General features: G+C 68.7%; 13 protein-coding genes. 9 read left to right on the top strand and 4 right to left on the bottom strand.

The window, feature by feature from the left end:
- Positions 1-166: 166 nt before the first annotated feature.
- From lat to G1H11_RS02855, 6 genes are all read left to right on the top strand, one after another.
- Positions 167-1,528 (top strand): L-lysine 6-transaminase, encoded by a 1,362-nt coding sequence (lat, locus tag G1H11_RS02880; protein ID WP_163815778.1) that lies wholly within the window; start codon positions 167-169, stop codon positions 1,526-1,528.
- The gene (locus G1H11_RS02875; protein ID WP_163815776.1) at positions 1,525-3,072 is read left to right on the top strand and encodes an aldehyde dehydrogenase family protein; all 1,548 of its coding nucleotides are present in this window, start codon (positions 1,525-1,527) and stop codon (positions 3,070-3,072) included. Before lat ends, G1H11_RS02875 begins: the two co-directional genes overlap by 4 nt.
- Before the next feature lie 166 nt (positions 3,073-3,238).
- Entirely contained in the window at positions 3,239-5,368 is a 2,130-nt protein-coding gene (locus G1H11_RS02870; RefSeq protein ID WP_343074795.1) for a thiamine pyrophosphate-dependent enzyme, read from the top strand.
- Positions 5,365-6,540 (top strand): acyl-CoA dehydrogenase family protein, encoded by a 1,176-nt coding sequence (locus tag G1H11_RS02865; RefSeq protein ID WP_163815774.1) that lies wholly within the window; start codon positions 5,365-5,367, stop codon positions 6,538-6,540. The genes G1H11_RS02870 and G1H11_RS02865 overlap by 4 nt, the downstream gene beginning before the upstream one ends.
- 49 nt (positions 6,541-6,589) lie before the next feature.
- The gene (locus G1H11_RS02860; protein ID WP_163815772.1) at positions 6,590-7,312 is read left to right on the top strand and encodes a tyrosine-protein phosphatase; all 723 of its coding nucleotides are present in this window, start codon (positions 6,590-6,592) and stop codon (positions 7,310-7,312) included.
- Positions 7,313-7,498: 186 nt separating this feature from the next.
- The gene (locus G1H11_RS02855) at positions 7,499-8,461 is read left to right on the top strand and encodes a GNAT family N-acetyltransferase (protein ID WP_163815770.1); all 963 of its coding nucleotides are present in this window, start codon (positions 7,499-7,501) and stop codon (positions 8,459-8,461) included.
- Positions 8,462-8,500: 39 nt separating this feature from the next.
- Here the strand turns inward: G1H11_RS02855 and G1H11_RS02850 are convergent, their stop codons facing one another.
- Positions 8,501-8,941 carry an AsnC family transcriptional regulator gene (locus tag G1H11_RS02850; RefSeq protein WP_163815768.1) on the bottom strand — a complete coding sequence of 147 codons (441 nt, stop codon included), beginning with the start codon at positions 8,939-8,941 and terminating at the stop codon, positions 8,501-8,503.
- 140 nt (positions 8,942-9,081) lie between these two features.
- On the opposite strand from G1H11_RS02850, the gene G1H11_RS02845 reads away from it, so the two are divergent.
- Positions 9,082-10,125, top strand: a complete 1,044-nt coding sequence (locus G1H11_RS02845) for an aminotransferase class V-fold PLP-dependent enzyme (RefSeq protein WP_163815766.1) — start codon at positions 9,082-9,084, stop codon at positions 10,123-10,125.
- Positions 10,126-10,152: 27 nt separating this feature from the next.
- On the opposite strand, the gene G1H11_RS26820 is transcribed toward G1H11_RS02845, so the two are convergent.
- Positions 10,153-11,259, bottom strand: coding sequence for a M24 family metallopeptidase (locus G1H11_RS26820; protein WP_216843379.1), 1,107 nt, complete (start codon positions 11,257-11,259; stop codon positions 10,153-10,155).
- An 89-nt stretch (positions 11,260-11,348) separates the two neighbouring features.
- Here G1H11_RS26820 and G1H11_RS02835 point away from each other — a divergent pair, with 89 nt between their 5' ends.
- Both G1H11_RS02835 and G1H11_RS02830 read left to right on the top strand, forming a co-directional pair.
- Positions 11,349-12,257 (top strand): 5'-3' exonuclease, encoded by a 909-nt coding sequence (locus tag G1H11_RS02835; RefSeq protein WP_163815976.1) that lies wholly within the window; start codon positions 11,349-11,351, stop codon positions 12,255-12,257.
- Positions 12,258-12,385: 128 nt separating this feature from the next.
- Positions 12,386-13,249, top strand: a complete 864-nt coding sequence (locus tag G1H11_RS02830; RefSeq protein ID WP_163815762.1) for a sugar phosphate isomerase/epimerase family protein — start codon at positions 12,386-12,388, stop codon at positions 13,247-13,249.
- Between the two features lie 43 nt (positions 13,250-13,292).
- Here G1H11_RS02830 and G1H11_RS02825 read toward each other — a convergent pair whose 3' ends face one another.
- Together G1H11_RS02825 and tatC are read right to left on the bottom strand one after the other, a co-directional pair.
- Positions 13,293-16,043 (bottom strand): DEAD/DEAH box helicase, encoded by a 2,751-nt coding sequence (locus G1H11_RS02825; protein ID WP_163815760.1) that lies wholly within the window; start codon positions 16,041-16,043, stop codon positions 13,293-13,295.
- Between the two features lie 152 nt (positions 16,044-16,195).
- Positions 16,196-17,062, bottom strand: a complete 867-nt coding sequence (tatC, locus tag G1H11_RS02820) for a twin-arginine translocase subunit TatC (protein WP_163815757.1) — start codon at positions 17,060-17,062, stop codon at positions 16,196-16,198.

Raw genomic sequence — 17,062 nt, 5'->3', positions numbered from 1 at the left:
TTCCGCGGACATCCTGGCGACGGCGATGCCCGGCCCGGAGCGCGCGTCGTGCCAACATATCTCCCTGCCCGACGCATCTGCTAGCGTAAAACTTACGCACAAGCGGCGATTGAAGGCAAGAATCTTCTCTGCGCCCGCATCTCCACCACACAGCAGGAGGGTCCTCATGGTTGCCGCGCTCAGCATCCCGCCCGAGAAGGTCCATGACGCTTTGAGTGAGCACCTGCTCACTGACGGGTTCAAGCTGGTCCTTGATACCGCGGCCAGCCACGGCAGCTGGCTGGTAGACGCCCGCGACGGCCAGCGCTACCTGGACATGTACACCTTCTTCGCCTCGGCGCCGCTGGGTTGCAATCCGCCTGGAGTCGTCGGCGATCCGGAGTTCATGGCCCTGCTCGCCGAGATCGCCGCCAACAAGCCGGCCAACTCCGACGTCTACACCACGCACCTGGCCGAGTTCACCAAGACGTTCGTGCGGGTGCTCGGTGATCCCGCCCTCCCCCACCTGTTCTTCGTGGAGGGCGGAGCGCTGGCCGTCGAGAACGCGCTCAAGGCAGCGTTCGACTGGAAGAGCCGCCACAACGAGGCGAACGGGCGCGATTCCGCGCTGGGTACTCAGGTGATGCACCTGACCCGCGCCTTCCACGGGCGCAGCGGATACACCATGTCGCTCACCAACACCGAGCCCAACAAGACCGCTAGATACCCCACCTTCAACTGGCCGCGGATCAACGTCCCGGCCATGCGGTTCCCCGCCGACGAGCATCTGGAGGAGCTGGTGCGCGCCGAGCAGGAAGCACTGGAGCAGGCGCGCGCCGCGTTCGCAACACACCCGCACGACATCGCGGCGTTCATCTGCGAACCCATCCAGGGTGAGGGTGGAGACAATCACATGCGCCCCGAGTTCCTGCGCTCGATGCAGGAACTGGTCCACCAGAACGATGCCTTGTTCATCGTCGACGAGGTCCAGACGGGCGCTGGCACCACGGGAACTCCCTGGGCGTACCAGCAGCTCGGCATCTCCCCCGACATTGTGGCGTTCTCCAAGAAGGTCCAGGTCGGCGGCATCATGGCCGGCGGGCGGGTCGACGAGGTGCCCGACAACGTGTTCCAGGTGTCGGGCAGGATCAACTCCACCTGGGGCGGCGGCCTCGTGGACATGGTGCGCTCTCGCCGGATCCTGGAGATCATCGAGCAAGATGGCCTGATCGAGGCCGCCGCGGCCAAGGGCGAGCGATTCCTCTCCGAGCTGCGGGCCGTCTCCGCTCAGGCGCCGGCCGGCGCCGTCTCCAATGTTCGCGGCCGAGGATTGATGATCGCGGCCGACCTCGCCAGCGCTGAGCTGCGCGACGCCGTCCTCGCGGACATGCGTGAGAAGGAACATGTCATCGCGTTGCCGAGCGGCACCCACGCGATTCGCTTCCGTCCGGCCCTCTCGGTGTCGGATGATGAGATCGACCAGGCTGCCAAGGCGTTCGCCCGCGCCGTGAACCGACAGACGTCGTCGCCAGAGGAGCACAACTCATGACTCACCCGACCGTCACCTCCGTCATCGACGCCAAGGCCGTCGACGGTGGCCGCCTGGTGGCCAGCCGCAACCCTGCTCGCCTCGAGGAGGTCGTCGCCGAGGTCGCCTTCGCCGAGGCTGGTGCCTTCCAGGACGCAGCGGCGTCGGCCAATCGCGCGCAAGCGGCGTGGGCGGCTGTTCCGGCGCCGGTCAGAGGCCGTGCCATCGCTCACATCGGCAGGCTCGTCGAGGCCAACATGGACAAGCTCGCCTCGCTCGTCACCCGTGAGATCGGCAAGCCCTACGCCGAGGCTCTCGGCGAGGTTCGTGAGATCGTCGACACCTGTGACTTCTTCCTCGGGGAGGGCCGGCGGCTCTACGGCCAGACGGTCCCGAGCGAGATGCCGGACAAGCAGCTGTTCACCTTCCGCAATCCGGTGGGAACCGTCGCTGTCATCACGGCCGGGAACTTCCCGGTGGCCGTGCCGTCCTGGTACATCGTTCCGGCGCTGCTGTGCGGCAACACGGTGGTGTGGAAGCCCGCCGAGTACTCCGCCGCGGTCTCCGCCGCCTTGCACGAGATCTTCGTTCGCGGCGGCGGTCTGCCGCCCGGCGTCTTCAACATCGTGCACGCCGACGGCCCGTCCACGTTCGCAGGACTGGTCAGCGCACTGGAGACCGACGCTGTGCAGAAGGTCGGCTTCACCGGATCCTCCGAGGTCGGGAGGGAGATCGGCGCCCTCACCGGACGGCATCTGCAAAATGCCTGCTTGGAGCTGGGCGGGAAGAACCCCATGGTCATCACGCCGAGTGCCAACCTGGAGCTCGCCGTCGAAGGCGCGCTGTTCTCCGGGTTCGGCACGGCGGGTCAGCGCTGCACGTCCCTGGGGACCGTCATCGTGCACGGGTCCCGGCACGACGAGTTCGTCGAGCGGTTCGCCGCCGCCACGGCCAACGCCTCCATCGGTGACCCCATGCAGAATGTCCTGATGGGACCGTTGCTGGACGAGAAGTTCGCCCAGCGCTACGAGCAGTTCCTCGAGTGGGTGCAGCCCCACCACACCGTGCACGGCACTCCGGGACGCATCACGGCGGAGAATGCCCGGGCCGGCTTCGTCGGGGACCCCAGTGCCGGGCTCTTCTATCACCCGGTGATCGTCGACGGCGTCCGTCCCGGCGACGAGCTGTTCGACGTCGAGACCTTCGGGCCTATCGTCGGCGTGACGAGCTACGCGGACTTCGACGAGGCGATCGAGCTGGCCAACGCGCCAGGATACGGACTGTCGTCGTCCATCTACACCGAGAGCCCAGCGGATGCGTTCACGTTCCGGAGCCGGATCGGTGCCGGCATGGTCAGCGTCAACAACTCCACGTCCGGCGCCGAAGCTCACCTGCCGTTCGGCGGCAACGGCAAGTCCGGCAACGGATCGCGGCAGTCCGGCCTGTGGGTGCTAGACCAGTTCACCCGCTGGCAGTCGATGAACTGGGACTATTCGGGCAAGCTGCAGAAGGCGCAGATGGATGTGGCTGAGCTCGTACCGGACACGGACTTCCGACTCCCATGAGCCGACCCCTGGCATGGGTTAAGGTCGTTGCGACGTCCTATTTGTCCGTTTCTAGCGACCCTAAACCCTGGCATGCGTCGTGAATGAGCTCGAGGTTTCGCTGGTCGACGCCATGGCGGCGCTGGGCCGTGGCGATGTCTCCGAGCCCACACCTGACGCGGCGCGCATGTGGCGGCTGTTCGATGCTCAGGCCACCAGTCGTCACCTGGACGTCGTGGCCCGCGAGCTTCAGGCACAGGGCCGCGGCTTCTACACCATCGGCTCGTCCGGCCACGAGAGCAACGCCGCCGTCGCGGACGCGCTCCGCCCGGGCGATCCCGCGCTCCTCCACTACCGCTCAGGCGCCTTCTATCTGGCCCGAGCCGCTCAGGTGCCGGGGTCCACGCCGATCCGGGACATCCTGCAGGGGCTGATGTGCTCCGCCGACGAGCCCATCGCCGGCGGTCGGCACAAGGTGTTCGGGCACGCCGCGTTATCGGTGATCCCGCAGACCTCCACCATCGCCTCCCACCTTCCTCGCGCCGTGGGGCTGGCGATGTCGCTGCACCGGGCGGCGAGACTAGGTGTCCTCCGTCCGGACTGGCCGGAGGACAGCGTGGTGGTGTGCTCCTTCGGGGACGCGTCGGCCAACCACTCGACGGCGGCCGGCGCCATCAACACCTTACTGAACGCCGCCTATCGAGGGCTGCCGATGCCTCTGTTGCTGGTCTGTGAGGACAACGGCCTCGGCATCTCGGTACCCACACCTGCCGGCTGGATCGAGACCGCCTACGGGCACCGGGACGGGTTGTACTACGTGCCGGTGGACGGCGCCGACGCGGCCGCCACGGTTCGCGCCGCCGCCGACGCCGCGGCATACGTCCGCAACCGGAGGCGGCCGGTGTTCCTGCACCTCAAGACTGTGCGCTTCGGCGGACACGCCGGCAGCGACGCGGAGATCTCCTACCGCACGCCGACGGAGATCGCCGCCGACCATGCGCGGGATCCGATTCTGGGAACCGCTCGCGTACTCGTGGCAACCGGCGCGGCCACGGGAAACGATCTGGTCGCCCGGTACCGTGCCCGGCGGGCCGATGTGGACACGGCCCTCGCCGAGCTGGGAGAGGTTCCGACGCTCACCTCGGCATCCGACGTCATGGCTCCGCTGGCACCACATGATCCGGACCTGGTGGCCGAGGCGGCCGGCAAGCTGACGGCGGAGCCGGCATCGCCGTCCACCCTCGCCGAGTCGATCAATCGCACCCTCGCGGACGCGATGTCTCGCGAGCACGGCATGATCCTCTTCGGGGAGGACGTGGGCCGCAAGGGCGGCGTCTACGGTGTCACGCGCGGCTTGCAGCGCCGATTCGGCGCGGCAAGGGTCTTCGACACCGTGCTCGACGAGCAGTCCATCCTGGGCCTGGGTCTCGGCGCCGGTCTCGCCGGACTCCTTCCGGTGCCGGAGATCCAGTACCTGGCGTACCTGCACAACGCGGAGGACCAGCTGCGCGGCGAGGCCGCCACGCTGTCGTTCTTCTCCCGCGGCCGGTACCGCAATCCCATGGTGGTCCGGGTGGCCGGTCTGGCCTATCAGAAGGGCTTCGGCGGGCACTTCCACAACGACAACGCCGTTGCCGTACTGCGCGACATCCCCGGCCTCGTCGTCGCCTGTCCCGCGCGCGCCGACGACGCCGCGGCGATGCTGCGCACGTGCCTCGCGGCGGCACGTGCCGACGGCACCGTCTCCGCGTTCCTCGAGCCGATCGCCTTGTATCACGCACGCGACCTGCACGAGGACGGGGACGAGGGGTGGCTGGGCGTCGACACCGGTGAGCATGTCCCGGTCGGCCGAGCCCGGGTCTACGACGACGGCACCGGCCCGGCGGACCTGCTGATCGTGACCTTCGGCAACGGCGTGCCGATGAGCCTGCGCGCCGCGCGGCGCCTGGCCGGACAGGGCGTCCGCGCGCGCGTGCTCGACCTGCGCTGGCTCGCGCCGTTGCCGGCCGACGACGTCCTCCGGGAAGCGTCGGCCACCCAGCGCGTCCTGATCGCCGACGAGACCCGGCACAGCGGCGGCGTCGGCGAGGGCGTCCTGGCCGCGCTCGCCGAGAGCGGATTCACCGGCAGTATGGCCCGGGTGGCCAGTAGAGACAGCTTCGTGCCCCTGGGCTCAGCGGCGCGTCACGTCCTGCTCGCAGAGGGTGACATCGTGGCCGCCGCGACCGAGCTCTCCGGCCGTCACCGCACGGGCGGCGCCACGGGCATCCGCGATCGCTTCCTGCACCGACGCACAGAGAAGAGAGACGACTCATGACCGGGACATCCCCGCTGGACCTTCTCGCCACAGGTCATCTACTCGACGACGAGGAGACGGCGATCCAGCAGACCGTGCGCCGCTTCGTCGCCGATCACGTCCGCCCGCACGTGGCCGACTGGTACGAGCACGGCAGCGAGGAAGACACCGTGCGCTCTCTGGCTAGGGAGGCCGGCAAGCTGGGACTGCTCGGCATGCACCTCACGGGCTACGGCTGCGCCGGCACCAACGCCGTCTCGTATGGCCTGGCCTGCATGGAGCTGGAGGCAGGCGATTCCGGGGTACGCAGCCTGGTGTCGGTGCAAGGCTCCCTGGCCATGTTCGCCATCTGGTGGTTCGGCTCCGAGGAGCAGAAGCAGCGCTGGCTTCCCGGCATGGCAGCCGGTGAGCTCATCGGCTGTTTCGGCCTCACCGAGCCGGATTTCGGTTCCAACCCTGCCGGAATGCGGACCCGGGCCCGTCGCGACGGCACGGACTGGGTCATCGACGGAACCAAGATGTGGATCACCAACGGTTCGGTCGCCGACGTCGCCATCGTCTGGGCGCAGACCGACGACGGCGTGCGGGGGTTCGCGGTGCCCACTGACACGCCTGGCTTCTCGGCGCCGAAGATCACCGGCAAGCTGTCGCTGCGGGCGTCGGTCACGAGTGAGCTTGTGCTTGAGTCGGTCCGCGTGCCGGCCGAGGCGATCCTCCCGGAGGCCACTGGGCTGCGCGGACCGCTCTCCTGCTTGAACGAGGCGAGATTCGGCATCGTGTTCGGTGCCCTCGGCGCCGCACGCGACTGCCTCGAGACCACGCTGGAGTACGCGGCGAGCCGCGAGGTGTTCGACCGTCCGCTCTCCTCGTTCCAGCTCACCCAGGCAAAGTTCGCCGACATGGCGCTTGAGCTGCAGAAGGGTTTCCTGCTCGCCATGCATCTCGGGCGGCTGAAGGACGACGGCGCCCTGGGGCCCCAGCAGGTCAGCCTCGGCAAGCTGAACAACGTCCGGGAGGCGCTGGCCATCGCCCGCGAGTGCCGGACCGTGCTGGGCGCCAGCGGCATCACACTGGAGTATCCGGTGTTGCGCCACGCGAACAACCTCGAGTCGGTGCTGACCTACGAAGGCACGTCGGAGATCCATCAGCTCGTCGTCGGGCAGGCTCTGACCGGGCACGCGGCGTTCGGCTGACGGTCCGGACGTTCTGCCGTTGGCCGGAGAGGCTCTACGGTGGTCCACTATGAGACATCTCCCCTTCGCCGGCCTCCGCAACTTCCGAGACCTCGGTGGCTATCCGGCCGCCGGGGGCCGCACCGTCGCCTGGAAGCGGCTCTACCGCTCCGACGCGCTCTGCGTCCTCGACGGCGACGACTGGGCACGGTTCGTGGAGCTGGGCGTCGGCACGGTCATCGACCTCCGGTTCCCCTCCGAAGTGGAGCAGCACGGCCGGGTCCCGCAGCATGACTCGCTGTCCTATCACCACGTCAGCATCCAGCGCCACGGCTACGAGCAGACCGGCCTGGACGCCAGCGTCGATCCGGCGGAGTTCTTCGCCGAGCGCTATACCGAGCTGGCCACGGACGGCGCCGCGGAAATCGTCTCGGTGCTCGAGATCATCGCCGCGTCGCCGCAGCCTGTCGTCTTCCACTGCGCCGCGGGCAAGGACCGCACCGGCATCGTCGCGGCCGTGCTGCTCTCCCTGCTGGGTGTCAGCGACGACGACGTCGCCGCCGACTACGCGCTCACCGACCTGATCGCGCATGAGTTCGTCGCCGACTGGCGTGCGGACCCGCGCAACCCTCCGCAGCTGTGGCCGGGCTACGGCCGCGCGCCCGAGAAGGCGATGCGCGGGTTCCTGGCCGCCATGGCCGACACCCACGGCTCCATGCCGGAGTTCGTTCGCACGGGTGGCGTCGATGACGCGAAGCTCGTATCGGCCCTGCGCGAGCGGTATCTGGACTAGCGTCCTGCATCACGACGTACCCCGAGAAATTCGCACGACCCGCTCGGGCCTTCGGCGATAGCATCGCTCGCACGTGACGACTACATAGGGAGGTGAGGAACCGATGTCCCAAGCCATTCGCCGTTTCTCCCCAACCCGCTTCTTCGGTAGCGGCGTGGGAGTTCATTTGCTCGAAGGAGCACTCGCATGTCCGATGTCGTTATCCGCCCGCTCGCCGCGGGCGAACTGCCTTTGTTCAACGAATATTCCGTACCGTCCACAACCGGCGTAGGGGCTCGTAGCCGCACGTTCGACGAGTTCGTCGCCGCTGGAGACTATCGTCCCGCATGGACGTGGGTCGCTTTGCGCGACAGCGAAGTCATCGCTCGCGCTGCGTTCTGGGGGCCGCCGGACTCGCCTCATCCGTACAGCCTCGACTGGTTCGATTGCGGCTCGGGGCCAGATCGCGTGCAGACCGGCGCAGATCTCCTCCGAACCGCCTATGCGGCGATCGCGACACCTGACTATTGGGCGCCGCCACATCCACATGGCGGACGACCGGATTATCATCTGTTCCTCCCGGCGGATTGGCGGGAACGTCCGGCCGCGTTCGCTGAGGCTTCAGATCGGATCCGGGCGGCAGAGCTTGCTGGGCTGACCTACCACCGCGAACGCATCAACTTCAGGTGGATCCCTTCCGAGGGCGCCCCACCGGCGACGCGACGGCTCTCGTTCATCGCGGCCGACGACGATCAACGCCTCATCGACATCCTGGCCAAGATCTGCAGCGACAGCCTTGATGCCGACGACCAGCACGAGGTTGCGAGCAGCGGCCCTGAGGCGGGCGCGCGTGCCATTCTGTCGGAGGTGGGCGAGATGCCTGGTGGGCGCGACAGGTGGCGGCTTGCACGTGATACGGCAGGTGACGTGGTGGGCCTCGTCTTGCCAACGCGTAACCCGTCGACGGCGACAATTGGGTACATCGGAGTATTGCCTGAACACCGGGGCCACGGCTATGCCAGTGATTTGGTCGCCGAAGCGCAGCGCCAGTTCGCTGCCGCCGGTGAGCCGGAGGTCAACGACTCCACCGATGCCGCGAACGCACCCATGTCTGCGACCTTCGCTCGGCGTGGTTACCGGGTGACTGGCCGCCGAGTGATCATGACGTGAGTGTCTGGCAGGGTCCGCCGGGCACTCGTGGCCAGAGCACTAGGCGATGGTGGGACGGTTCTCGTAGGGCGTGGACAAGACCATCATGGTGCGCGTGGACACGTTGGCCGACGAGCGAATCTTGGCCAGCAGCTCCTCGAGAGCCACCGGCCGCTCCACTCGCACCTTGAGGATGTAGTTCTCCTCCCCCGCCACCGAGTAGCACGCCTCGATCTCGGTGATGTGCGCGAGCCGGTCCGGAGAGTCGTCAGGCTGGCTCGGATCGATCGGCTTGATCGAGATGAACGCCATGAGCGGCTGGCCGAGCGCCTCATGGTCCACCACCGCGGCGTAGCCCTTGATGACGCCGCGCTCCTCCAGGCGCCGGACCCGCTGATGCACCGCCGACGTCGACAGGCCGGTCGCCTTGCCGAGGTCCGTGTAGCTCATCCTGCCGTCCCGCAGCAGCAGCGACACGATCTGCCTGTCGATGTCTTCCACGCGCTCACTGTAAACGCTCAAGCCACACCGAGCCGCTGAACCGGCTCGGTGTGGCGCCAGATCGTGACAAGTCCGTTAAGGGGTCACGGCGGCGTGCCGATGATCCACAGCGTGCATTCGGGCCGTGCGATGATACGGCGGTGCGCATCGAGGAAGCCCAGAAGCTGTTCACCCCGGACCCCGGCTGGCTGAACACCGCGAGTTACGGGCTGCCCCCGACGCCGGCGTGGGAGGCCATGCAGGCAGCCCTGCAAGACTGGCGTTGCGGACGCACCTCCTGGAAGCCATGGGGTGAGGCGACAAGCCAGGCTCGGGCCGTCTTCGCCCGTCTCGTGGGAGCATCCGGGAGCGATGTCTCCGTGGGCGCTCAGGTGTCGCAGATGCTCGGCACGGTGGTGGCGTCGGTTGCGCCGGGATCCCGGGTACTGGTGCCGGAGGAGGAGTTCACCTCCAACCTGTTCCCGTGGCTGGCGCAGCGGGATCACGGCGTCGAGGTGCGCACGGTGCCGGCCGCGCGGCTGGCCGAGTACGTCGACGCGCAGACCGACCTGGTGGCGTTCAGCCTCGTCCAGTCGGCGACCGGCGAGGTGGCCGACGTCGATGCGATCGTGGAGGCGGCGCGCGCCGCCGGAGCTGTCACGGTGGCCGACGCCACCCAGGCATGTGGCTGGCTGCCGGTCGACGCGACTCGGTTCGACGCCTTGGTAGCCGTCGCGTACAAGTGGCTGCTCTCGCCGCGCGGCACCGGCTTCCTGGTCACCCGTCCCGAGTTCCGGGAGCGCCTGGTGCCATCGCAGGCGGGCTGGTGGGCAGGGGAAGACCCGCACGCGTCCTACTACGGCCCTCCCCTGCGTCTGGCATCCGACGCGCGGCGGCTGGACATCTCTCCTGCCTGGTTCAGCTGGGTCGGCACCGCTCCCGCGCTCGAGCTGATCGAGCAGGTGGGCGTCGGCGCCATCCACGACCACAACGTCCGGCTGGCGAATCGGTTCCGGGCAGCATTGGGCCTGCAGCCGGGCAACTCCGCTGTCGTCTCGGCCGACGTGCCTGGCGCCGAGGAACTGCTCGCTCGCGCCGGCGTTCGCGCCGCGGTGCGCGGCGGTCAGCTGCGAGCGTCGTTCCACCTCTATTCGACGGATGACGACGTCGATCTCGCGATCGATGCCCTCGGGCTCGGCGGCTAGCTGCGCCGCGGTGTCGCGAACCCGATCTCAGGGCTCGACGACGACGAGCTCACGCGGGCGCAGATTGAGCCGCTCGACGCCGTCGTCGGTGGTGACCACGATGTCCTCGATCCGGGCCCCGTACCGGCCGGCGATATAGAAGCCCGGCTCGATCGAGAAGGCGAACCCGGGCTCGAGCGCACGGTCGTTGCCGGTGACGATGTACGGCTCCTCGTGCGTCTCCATGCCGATGCCGTGGCCTGTGCGGTGGATGAAGTACTCTCCCAGGCCCGCGTCGGTCAGCACGTCACGCGCCGCGGCGTCCACCGATTCCGCGGAGACGCCCGGCCGTACGTGGTCCACGGCCGCGCGCTGTGCACGCAGCAGGGCGTCGTACTGCGCGGCGAAGTCTGCCGGGGGCTCCCCGACGGCGTAACTGCGAGTCTCGTCGGAGCAGTAGCCGGCGGCGGTGGTGCCGCCGATGTCGACGACGACGACGTCGCCCGCCTGGATGACCCGCTCCCCTGTCTCGTGGTGGGGACTCGCGCTGTTGGGGCCGGAGGCGACGATCACGAAGTCGACCCGCTCATGCCCCTCCGCGATAATGGCGGCGGCAATGTCCCCGCCTACCTGGGCCTCGGTGCGCCCGGCCTTGAGCCATTCGGGGACGCGGGCGTGTACCCGGTCAATGGCGCTCCCAGCTTCGCGCAGTGCGTCGATCTCCGCGGTGTCCTTGCGCATGCGCAGCCCGGCCAGGACCTGGCCGGCGAGCGCCTGTTCGGCCTGAGGCATCGCCGCCCGGAAGCGGAGCACCTTCTCTGCCCACATGTGGTCGTCGACGCCTATCCGGCGCGCATCGCGCAACCGGTCCGCGACGAGTGCCACGGGGTCGGCCGTCTCCGGCCACGGCTGGATCGTCACGGCCAGTCCACCGGCCGGCGAGGCCGCCGCGGCCGGCTCCTCAAGCTGAGGTACGACGAGGGCCGCCTCGCCCTCGACCGGGAGCACCAGACAGGTGAGACGCTCCAGCGGCAACGCGCGATATCCGGTCAGGTAGCGGAGGTCGGATCCCGGGGTGACCAGCAGGGCATCGAGGCCGGCCTTCGCGGCGACCGCTCGCGCCGCGGCGAGCCGGTCGTTGAAGAGATCGTTCACGGAAACAGAGCTTACGGGACAGGTGCCGCAGCGCACATACTGTCCCCACGCCGGCGATCCGTGGCAAGCTGAGCCTTGTGAACCGCCTCATGCTGCTCGACACCGCGTCACTGTACTTCCGGGCCTTCTTCGGCGTGCCGGAGAAGATCACCGCGCCGGACGGCACGCCGGTCAACGCCGTACGCGGTCTCCTCGACTTCATCGCCCGCCTGGTCACCGACCGGCAGCCGACCCACCTGGTGGCTTGCCTGGACGCTGACTGGCGCCCGGCGTTCCGGGTGGCCCTGGTCCCTTCGTACAAAGCGCATCGCCTCGCCGACGCGGCCACCGGCGCCGAGACGGTGCCGCCCGCGCTCGAGGCCCAGGTCCCGGTGATCATCGAGGTGCTCGAGGCTTTCGGCATCGCGCATGTGGGTGTCGCCGGCTTCGAGGCCGACGACGTCATCGGAACGCTCGCCGCCCGCTCCGCCGGCCCGGTCGACGTCGTCACGGGAGACCGTGATCTGTTCCAGCTGGTCGACGACGCGCGCCGGGTCCGCGTCCTCTATACAGCCCGGGGCGTGGGGCGGCACGAGGTCATCGACGAGGCCGTCGTGACGGCCAAGTACGGCATTCCGGGCCGGGCCTATGCGGACTTCGCCTCGCTGCGCGGCGACCCCAGCGACGGGCTCCCGGGGGTGCCCGGTGTCGGCGACAAGACCGCCGCGACCTTGATCAACCGGTTCGGTGACCTCAAAAGCCTGATCGCGGCCGCCGACGACCCCGGCTCGGAGCTCTCACCCACCGTCCGCCGCAAACTCCTCGACGCCCACGACTACCTCACGGTGGCCGGAGACGTCGTCGCCGTTCGCACCGACGTGCCGGTTCCGGATCTCGACGACGGCCTGCCGACCGAGCCGGCGGACGAGTCCGCGCTGGCGGACCTGACCGAGCGCTGGGGCCTCGGATCCTCGGTCACCAGAGTGAAGAGCGCGCTGAGTTTCGCCGACCACGCTTAGCTTTGCCCGCACGATCGTCGACGAACGACCGAGTCATGACGCCGTAAGTCGTCGCCGATCACGGGGACGGCCGGCAAGAAATGGCAAACGGTAGCCGGACGGCCGGGCTCTTGGAGAGGATGCGCTCCATGAAGTTCGCCGTGTTCACCGTCAGCGTCCCGGAATGGGACCCAGCACACGCTGCCGAGGAGATCGCCGCTGCCGGTTACGACGGCGTCGAGTGGCGGGTGACGGATCAGGCGGCCTCCCCGGACGGAAGGCCGGGATTCTGGGCCGGCAACCGGTGCACCTGGCCGGCATCGTCGCTGGCCGAGAACATTCCGGCGATCAAGAAGATCACCGCCGACGCCCGTCTCCAGATGCCCGCGCTCGGCACCTACCTCGCTCCGGGCGACCTGGAGGCGATCGACGCGGCCATGGTCGCCGCCAAGGAGCTCGGTGTCCCCCAGCTGCGGGTGAGCTCGGGCGGTTACGACACGTCCCAGAGCGTCGCCGGCCAGTGGAACGCCCGGCGCGCCCAGTACGGCGAGGTGGCCAAGCTGGCTGCCCGGCACGGAGTACGGGCGAACATCGAGATCCACCACCGGCAACTCACACCCAGCCCACACGCGGCGGCCGCGTTCCTCGAGGGCCTCGACCCCAGCCACGTAGGCGTCATCCACGACGTCGGCAACATGATCTGGGAGGGCTGGACCGAGTACCGGCTCGGTCTCGAGGCGCTCGGCCCGTACCTGGCGCACGTCCAGGTGAAGAACGGCTCTACCGTCCCGGCGGGCACCAGGTCGGACGGCACCGTCGAGTGGAAGAACACGCAGTTGCCGCTGCGCGAGGGGTTCGCGGACATACCACTACTGCTGCAGGCGCTCGACCAGGTCGGCTACGAGGGCTGGGTGTCGGTCGAGGACTTCTCCAGCCTGGGCGGGCAGACGAGGACCGAACGCATCGCCGCGAACCTTCAGTATCTGCGCGAGTCCGCGCCCTCGCGGCAATGACGTTATGCGGCAGCGCCTCACCGGTGAACGCGGCACCGGGTCCTCAGGTGAGCATGTCGTAGGCCACAACGCCACGCCGCAGCGCACCTACCGCGAGCCGGGCGGTGTCCCGCAGAGGTGTTCCGGCCGCGGCGTCGGCGATCTGATCGAGCTGGTCGAGCAGCTGCCGGATGGCCCGCACGAAATCCCCCGCTGTCATGCCGGCGTCCAGCAGCACCGGCTCCAGACGGTGCCCGCTGGCCCATCGCCACGCCACGGAGGCGAAGCCCAGATCCGGTTCACGCAGGAACTCGACGCCGTGAGCGGACTCGACATCCTCCAGCCTGCCCCAGATCCGCACCATCTCCGCGAGCCGCTCCTTCACCTGTCCCGGAGGCAGCGCCGGGCGGCCCGCGTCGTCCGGCTGGCGCGATTCGAACGTCAGCGCCGACGCGCATGCGGCCAGCTCCGCCGGGTCCAGGGCGTCCCAGACGCCTTCGCGCAGGCATTCCGCCGCCAGGAGATCCAGCTCACCGTAGAGGCGGGCCAGGCGGCGGCCCTGCTCGGTGGCCGCGTCGCCGTCCAGGTAGTCGAGTTCGTCGAGGACCGAGCACACCCGGTCGAACTGCCGGGCCACCGTATTGGTCCGGCCCTCGATCCGGCGGGACAGCTGGTTCACCTCACGCCGGAGCTTGTGCCAGCGCTGCGCCCAGCGAGCGTGCTCCTCCCGGTCCGGGCACGCGTGACAGGGGTGCGCGCGCATTTCCCGGCGCAGCTGAGCCAGCTGCTGGTCATCCGCGGCAGCGGCCCGCCGGCGCCGGCGCTGACGCTGCCGGTCGCCATCGGTGTCCGGCGCCTTCTGGCGCAACGCGTTCGCGAGGTCGCGCCGGGCCGCCGGGACCTTCGGGTTGAACGAGCGCGGGACCCGCATCCGGGCGAGCGACTCGACCGGATCGGGAAAGTCGATCAGGGACAGCCGGCGTACCTGCCTGCCCTCCGTCAGGACCGTGGGCCTCGGGCCTTCCTGGCGGGCCGAGCCGTTCATCCCCGGATCGAGAACCACGGCCAGGCCCGCCGACTTGCCAGCAGGCACCCTGATGACATCGCCGATGCGCAGCTTCTCCAGCGAACTCGCAGCAGCGGCGCGCCGCTGGGCCGTGCCCTCGCGAGCCAACGCCGCCTCCCGGTCCTTGATCTTCTGCCGGAGCCCGTCGTACTCCCGGAAGTCACCGAGATCGCACGTCATGGCTTCCTCGTAGCCTTCCAGGGCTTCCTCACCCCGGCGCATCTGACGGGCGAGTCCGACGACCGCGCGGTCGGCCTGGAACTGGGCGAACGACGACTCCAGGATCTCCCGCGCCGTAGCCCGGCCCATCCGGTCAACCAGGTTGACCGCCATGTTGTACGACGGGCGGAACGACGAGCGGAGCGGATAGGTGCGCGTGGAGGCCAGGCCGGCGACGGCGGTGGGATCGAAACCCGGCTGCCACAGCACCACCGCATGGCCCTCGACGTCGATGCCGCGCCGGCCCGCCCGGCCAGTGAGCTGCGTGTACTCGCCCGGTGATATGTCGGCGTGTGTTTCGCCGTTCCATTTGACCAGGCGCTCGAGCACCACGCTGCGCGCGGGCATGTTGATGCCCAGGGCCAGCGTCTCCGTGGCGAACACGGCACGCAGCAGACCCCGGACGAACAGGTGCTCGACCGTTTCCTTGAAGGCCGGAAGCATTCCCGCATGGTGGGCCGCGATTCCCCGCTCCAGTCCCTCGAGCCACGTGGCGTAGCCGAGAACCCGCAGGTCGTCGTCGGGAATCCCGGCCAGACGGTCTTCGACCACGGTCCGGATCTCGTCCCGTTCCTCCGCAGTGGTCAGCCGCACCCCCGCGTTGAGGCACATCTGGACCGCCGAGTCGCATCCGGCCCGGCTGAACACGAAGACGATCGCGGGAAGCAGGTCGGCCTGCTCAAGCCGCTCGAGCACATCGATCCGGTTCGGCGTGTACACCGATCCCCCGCGAGGTCCCCGCGGCGGCCGTCCGCGGCGGCGGTTGCCGAACCGGTCGGACGCGGACTCCTCCCGCGTATACCGGAGCAGTTGAGGGTTGACCGTCTTGCGGGCGTCCTCGGACGCACCGGTCTGCGCGAACAGGTCCATCAGCCTGGGCCCCACCATGGCGTGTTGCCACAGCGGCACCGGGCGTCGCTCCTCGACGACCACGTCTGTGTCACCGCGGACCGTGGTCAGCCATTCGCCGAACTCCTCCGCGTTCGAGACCGTGGCGGACAGGGCCACCACGCTCACCGATTCGGGGAGGTTGATGATCACCTCTTCCCACACCGCGCCGCGGAACTGGTCGGCCAGATAGTGCACCTCGTCCATCACCGCGTAGCCGAGCCCGGACAGCGTGGCCGAGCCGGCGTAGATCATGTTCCGCAGCACCTCTGTGGTCATCACCACCACAGGAGCCTCGCCGTTCACCGTGTTGTCTCCGGTGAGCAGGCCGACGGAGTCCGCGCCGTAGCGGGCCACCAGGTCGTGGTACTTCTGATTCGACAGGGCCTTGATCGGCGTGGTGTAGAAGCACTTGCGCCCTTCTTCCAGCGCCAAGTGGACGGCGAACTCCCCCACCACCGTCTTGCCCGCGCCTGTTGGCGCCGCGACCAGGACACCCCGGCCCGTCTCGAGCGCCTCACACGCGCGTTCCTGGAACTCGTCGAGATCGAATTGATACGTGGACCGGAATCGTCCAAGCGACGTCTGACGGTCTACCAGCCGGCGCCGCGACGCCGCGTACCGCTCCGCGGGCGAGCTCATGGCCCCCAGGCTACCCGTTGTGCCGCGACGTCACGCTCCCCCACGCGGGCACATCGCCGGACATTCGCAACCCCTGGCATGGGATGTGGTCGCTACACTGACCCATTTGTCCGTTTTCAGCGACCACAAACCCTGGCATGCCGTGCGAGGGGTCAGTCCTTGTCGTCGTCGATGCGGCCGATCTTGTCGAGCTCGTCGTCCGGCGTGGCCTCGTCGTCGGCGAGATGGCCCCCGAAGGCGCGTGCACGCCGACGGTCCATGACCCGGCAGATCACCACTGCCGCCTCGAACATCAGCCACATCGGAACGGCCAGCAGCATGAGGGTCAGCGGATCGCCGGTGGGGGTGGTCACCGCGCCGAAGACGAAGATGCCGACGATCACCCAGCGCCGCGCCGCCGACAGGGCTTCGTGTCGCAGCACACCGACGGCATTGAGCAGAACGATGAAGATCGGCAGCAGGAAGCCCACGCCGAAGACGAACGTGAGCCGGATGACGAAGGACAGATAGTCCCGGAACGGCACGTAGTTGCTGATGTCGTCCGGGGTGAAGTTCAGCAGGAACTCCCAGGCCCTCGGCATGACCCAGATGGCGAGGGCCACCCCGGCACCGAACATCGGCACGGCCGTGCCGACGACCGCGAACGCCCACTTCTTCTCGTTCGAGTACAGCGCGGGCGTGACGAATCCCCAGATCTGATAGATCCAGACCGGAGCGCCCAAGACCAGACCGGTCCACATGGCGATAGTCATGGGGACCAGGAGCGGGTCGGTCGCCTGCTGATACGTCGCCCGGGCGTCCGCGCCCGTGCGTTCGGCGGCCGCGATCATGGGATCCAGCAGGAACTCCATGATCTGATCGCGGAAGACAAAGCCGACGACGCCAAACAGCAGGACCGCGATGGCTGACTTGACCAAACGCGAGCGCAGCTCACGCAGATGATCGGCCAGACTCATCCGGCCTTCCGGATCACGCTCCGGGCGGGAAGACTTCCCGCGACGTCCGATGAAGGTCGCCAC

This window comes from Phytoactinopolyspora alkaliphila (assembly GCF_010550695.1).
GTDB classification, from domain to species: Bacteria; Actinomycetota; Actinomycetes; order Jiangellales; family Jiangellaceae; genus Phytoactinopolyspora; species Phytoactinopolyspora alkaliphila.
Note: the sequence above shows the minus strand (reverse complement) of the source record. Positions and strands in the feature narration are given on the sequence as shown.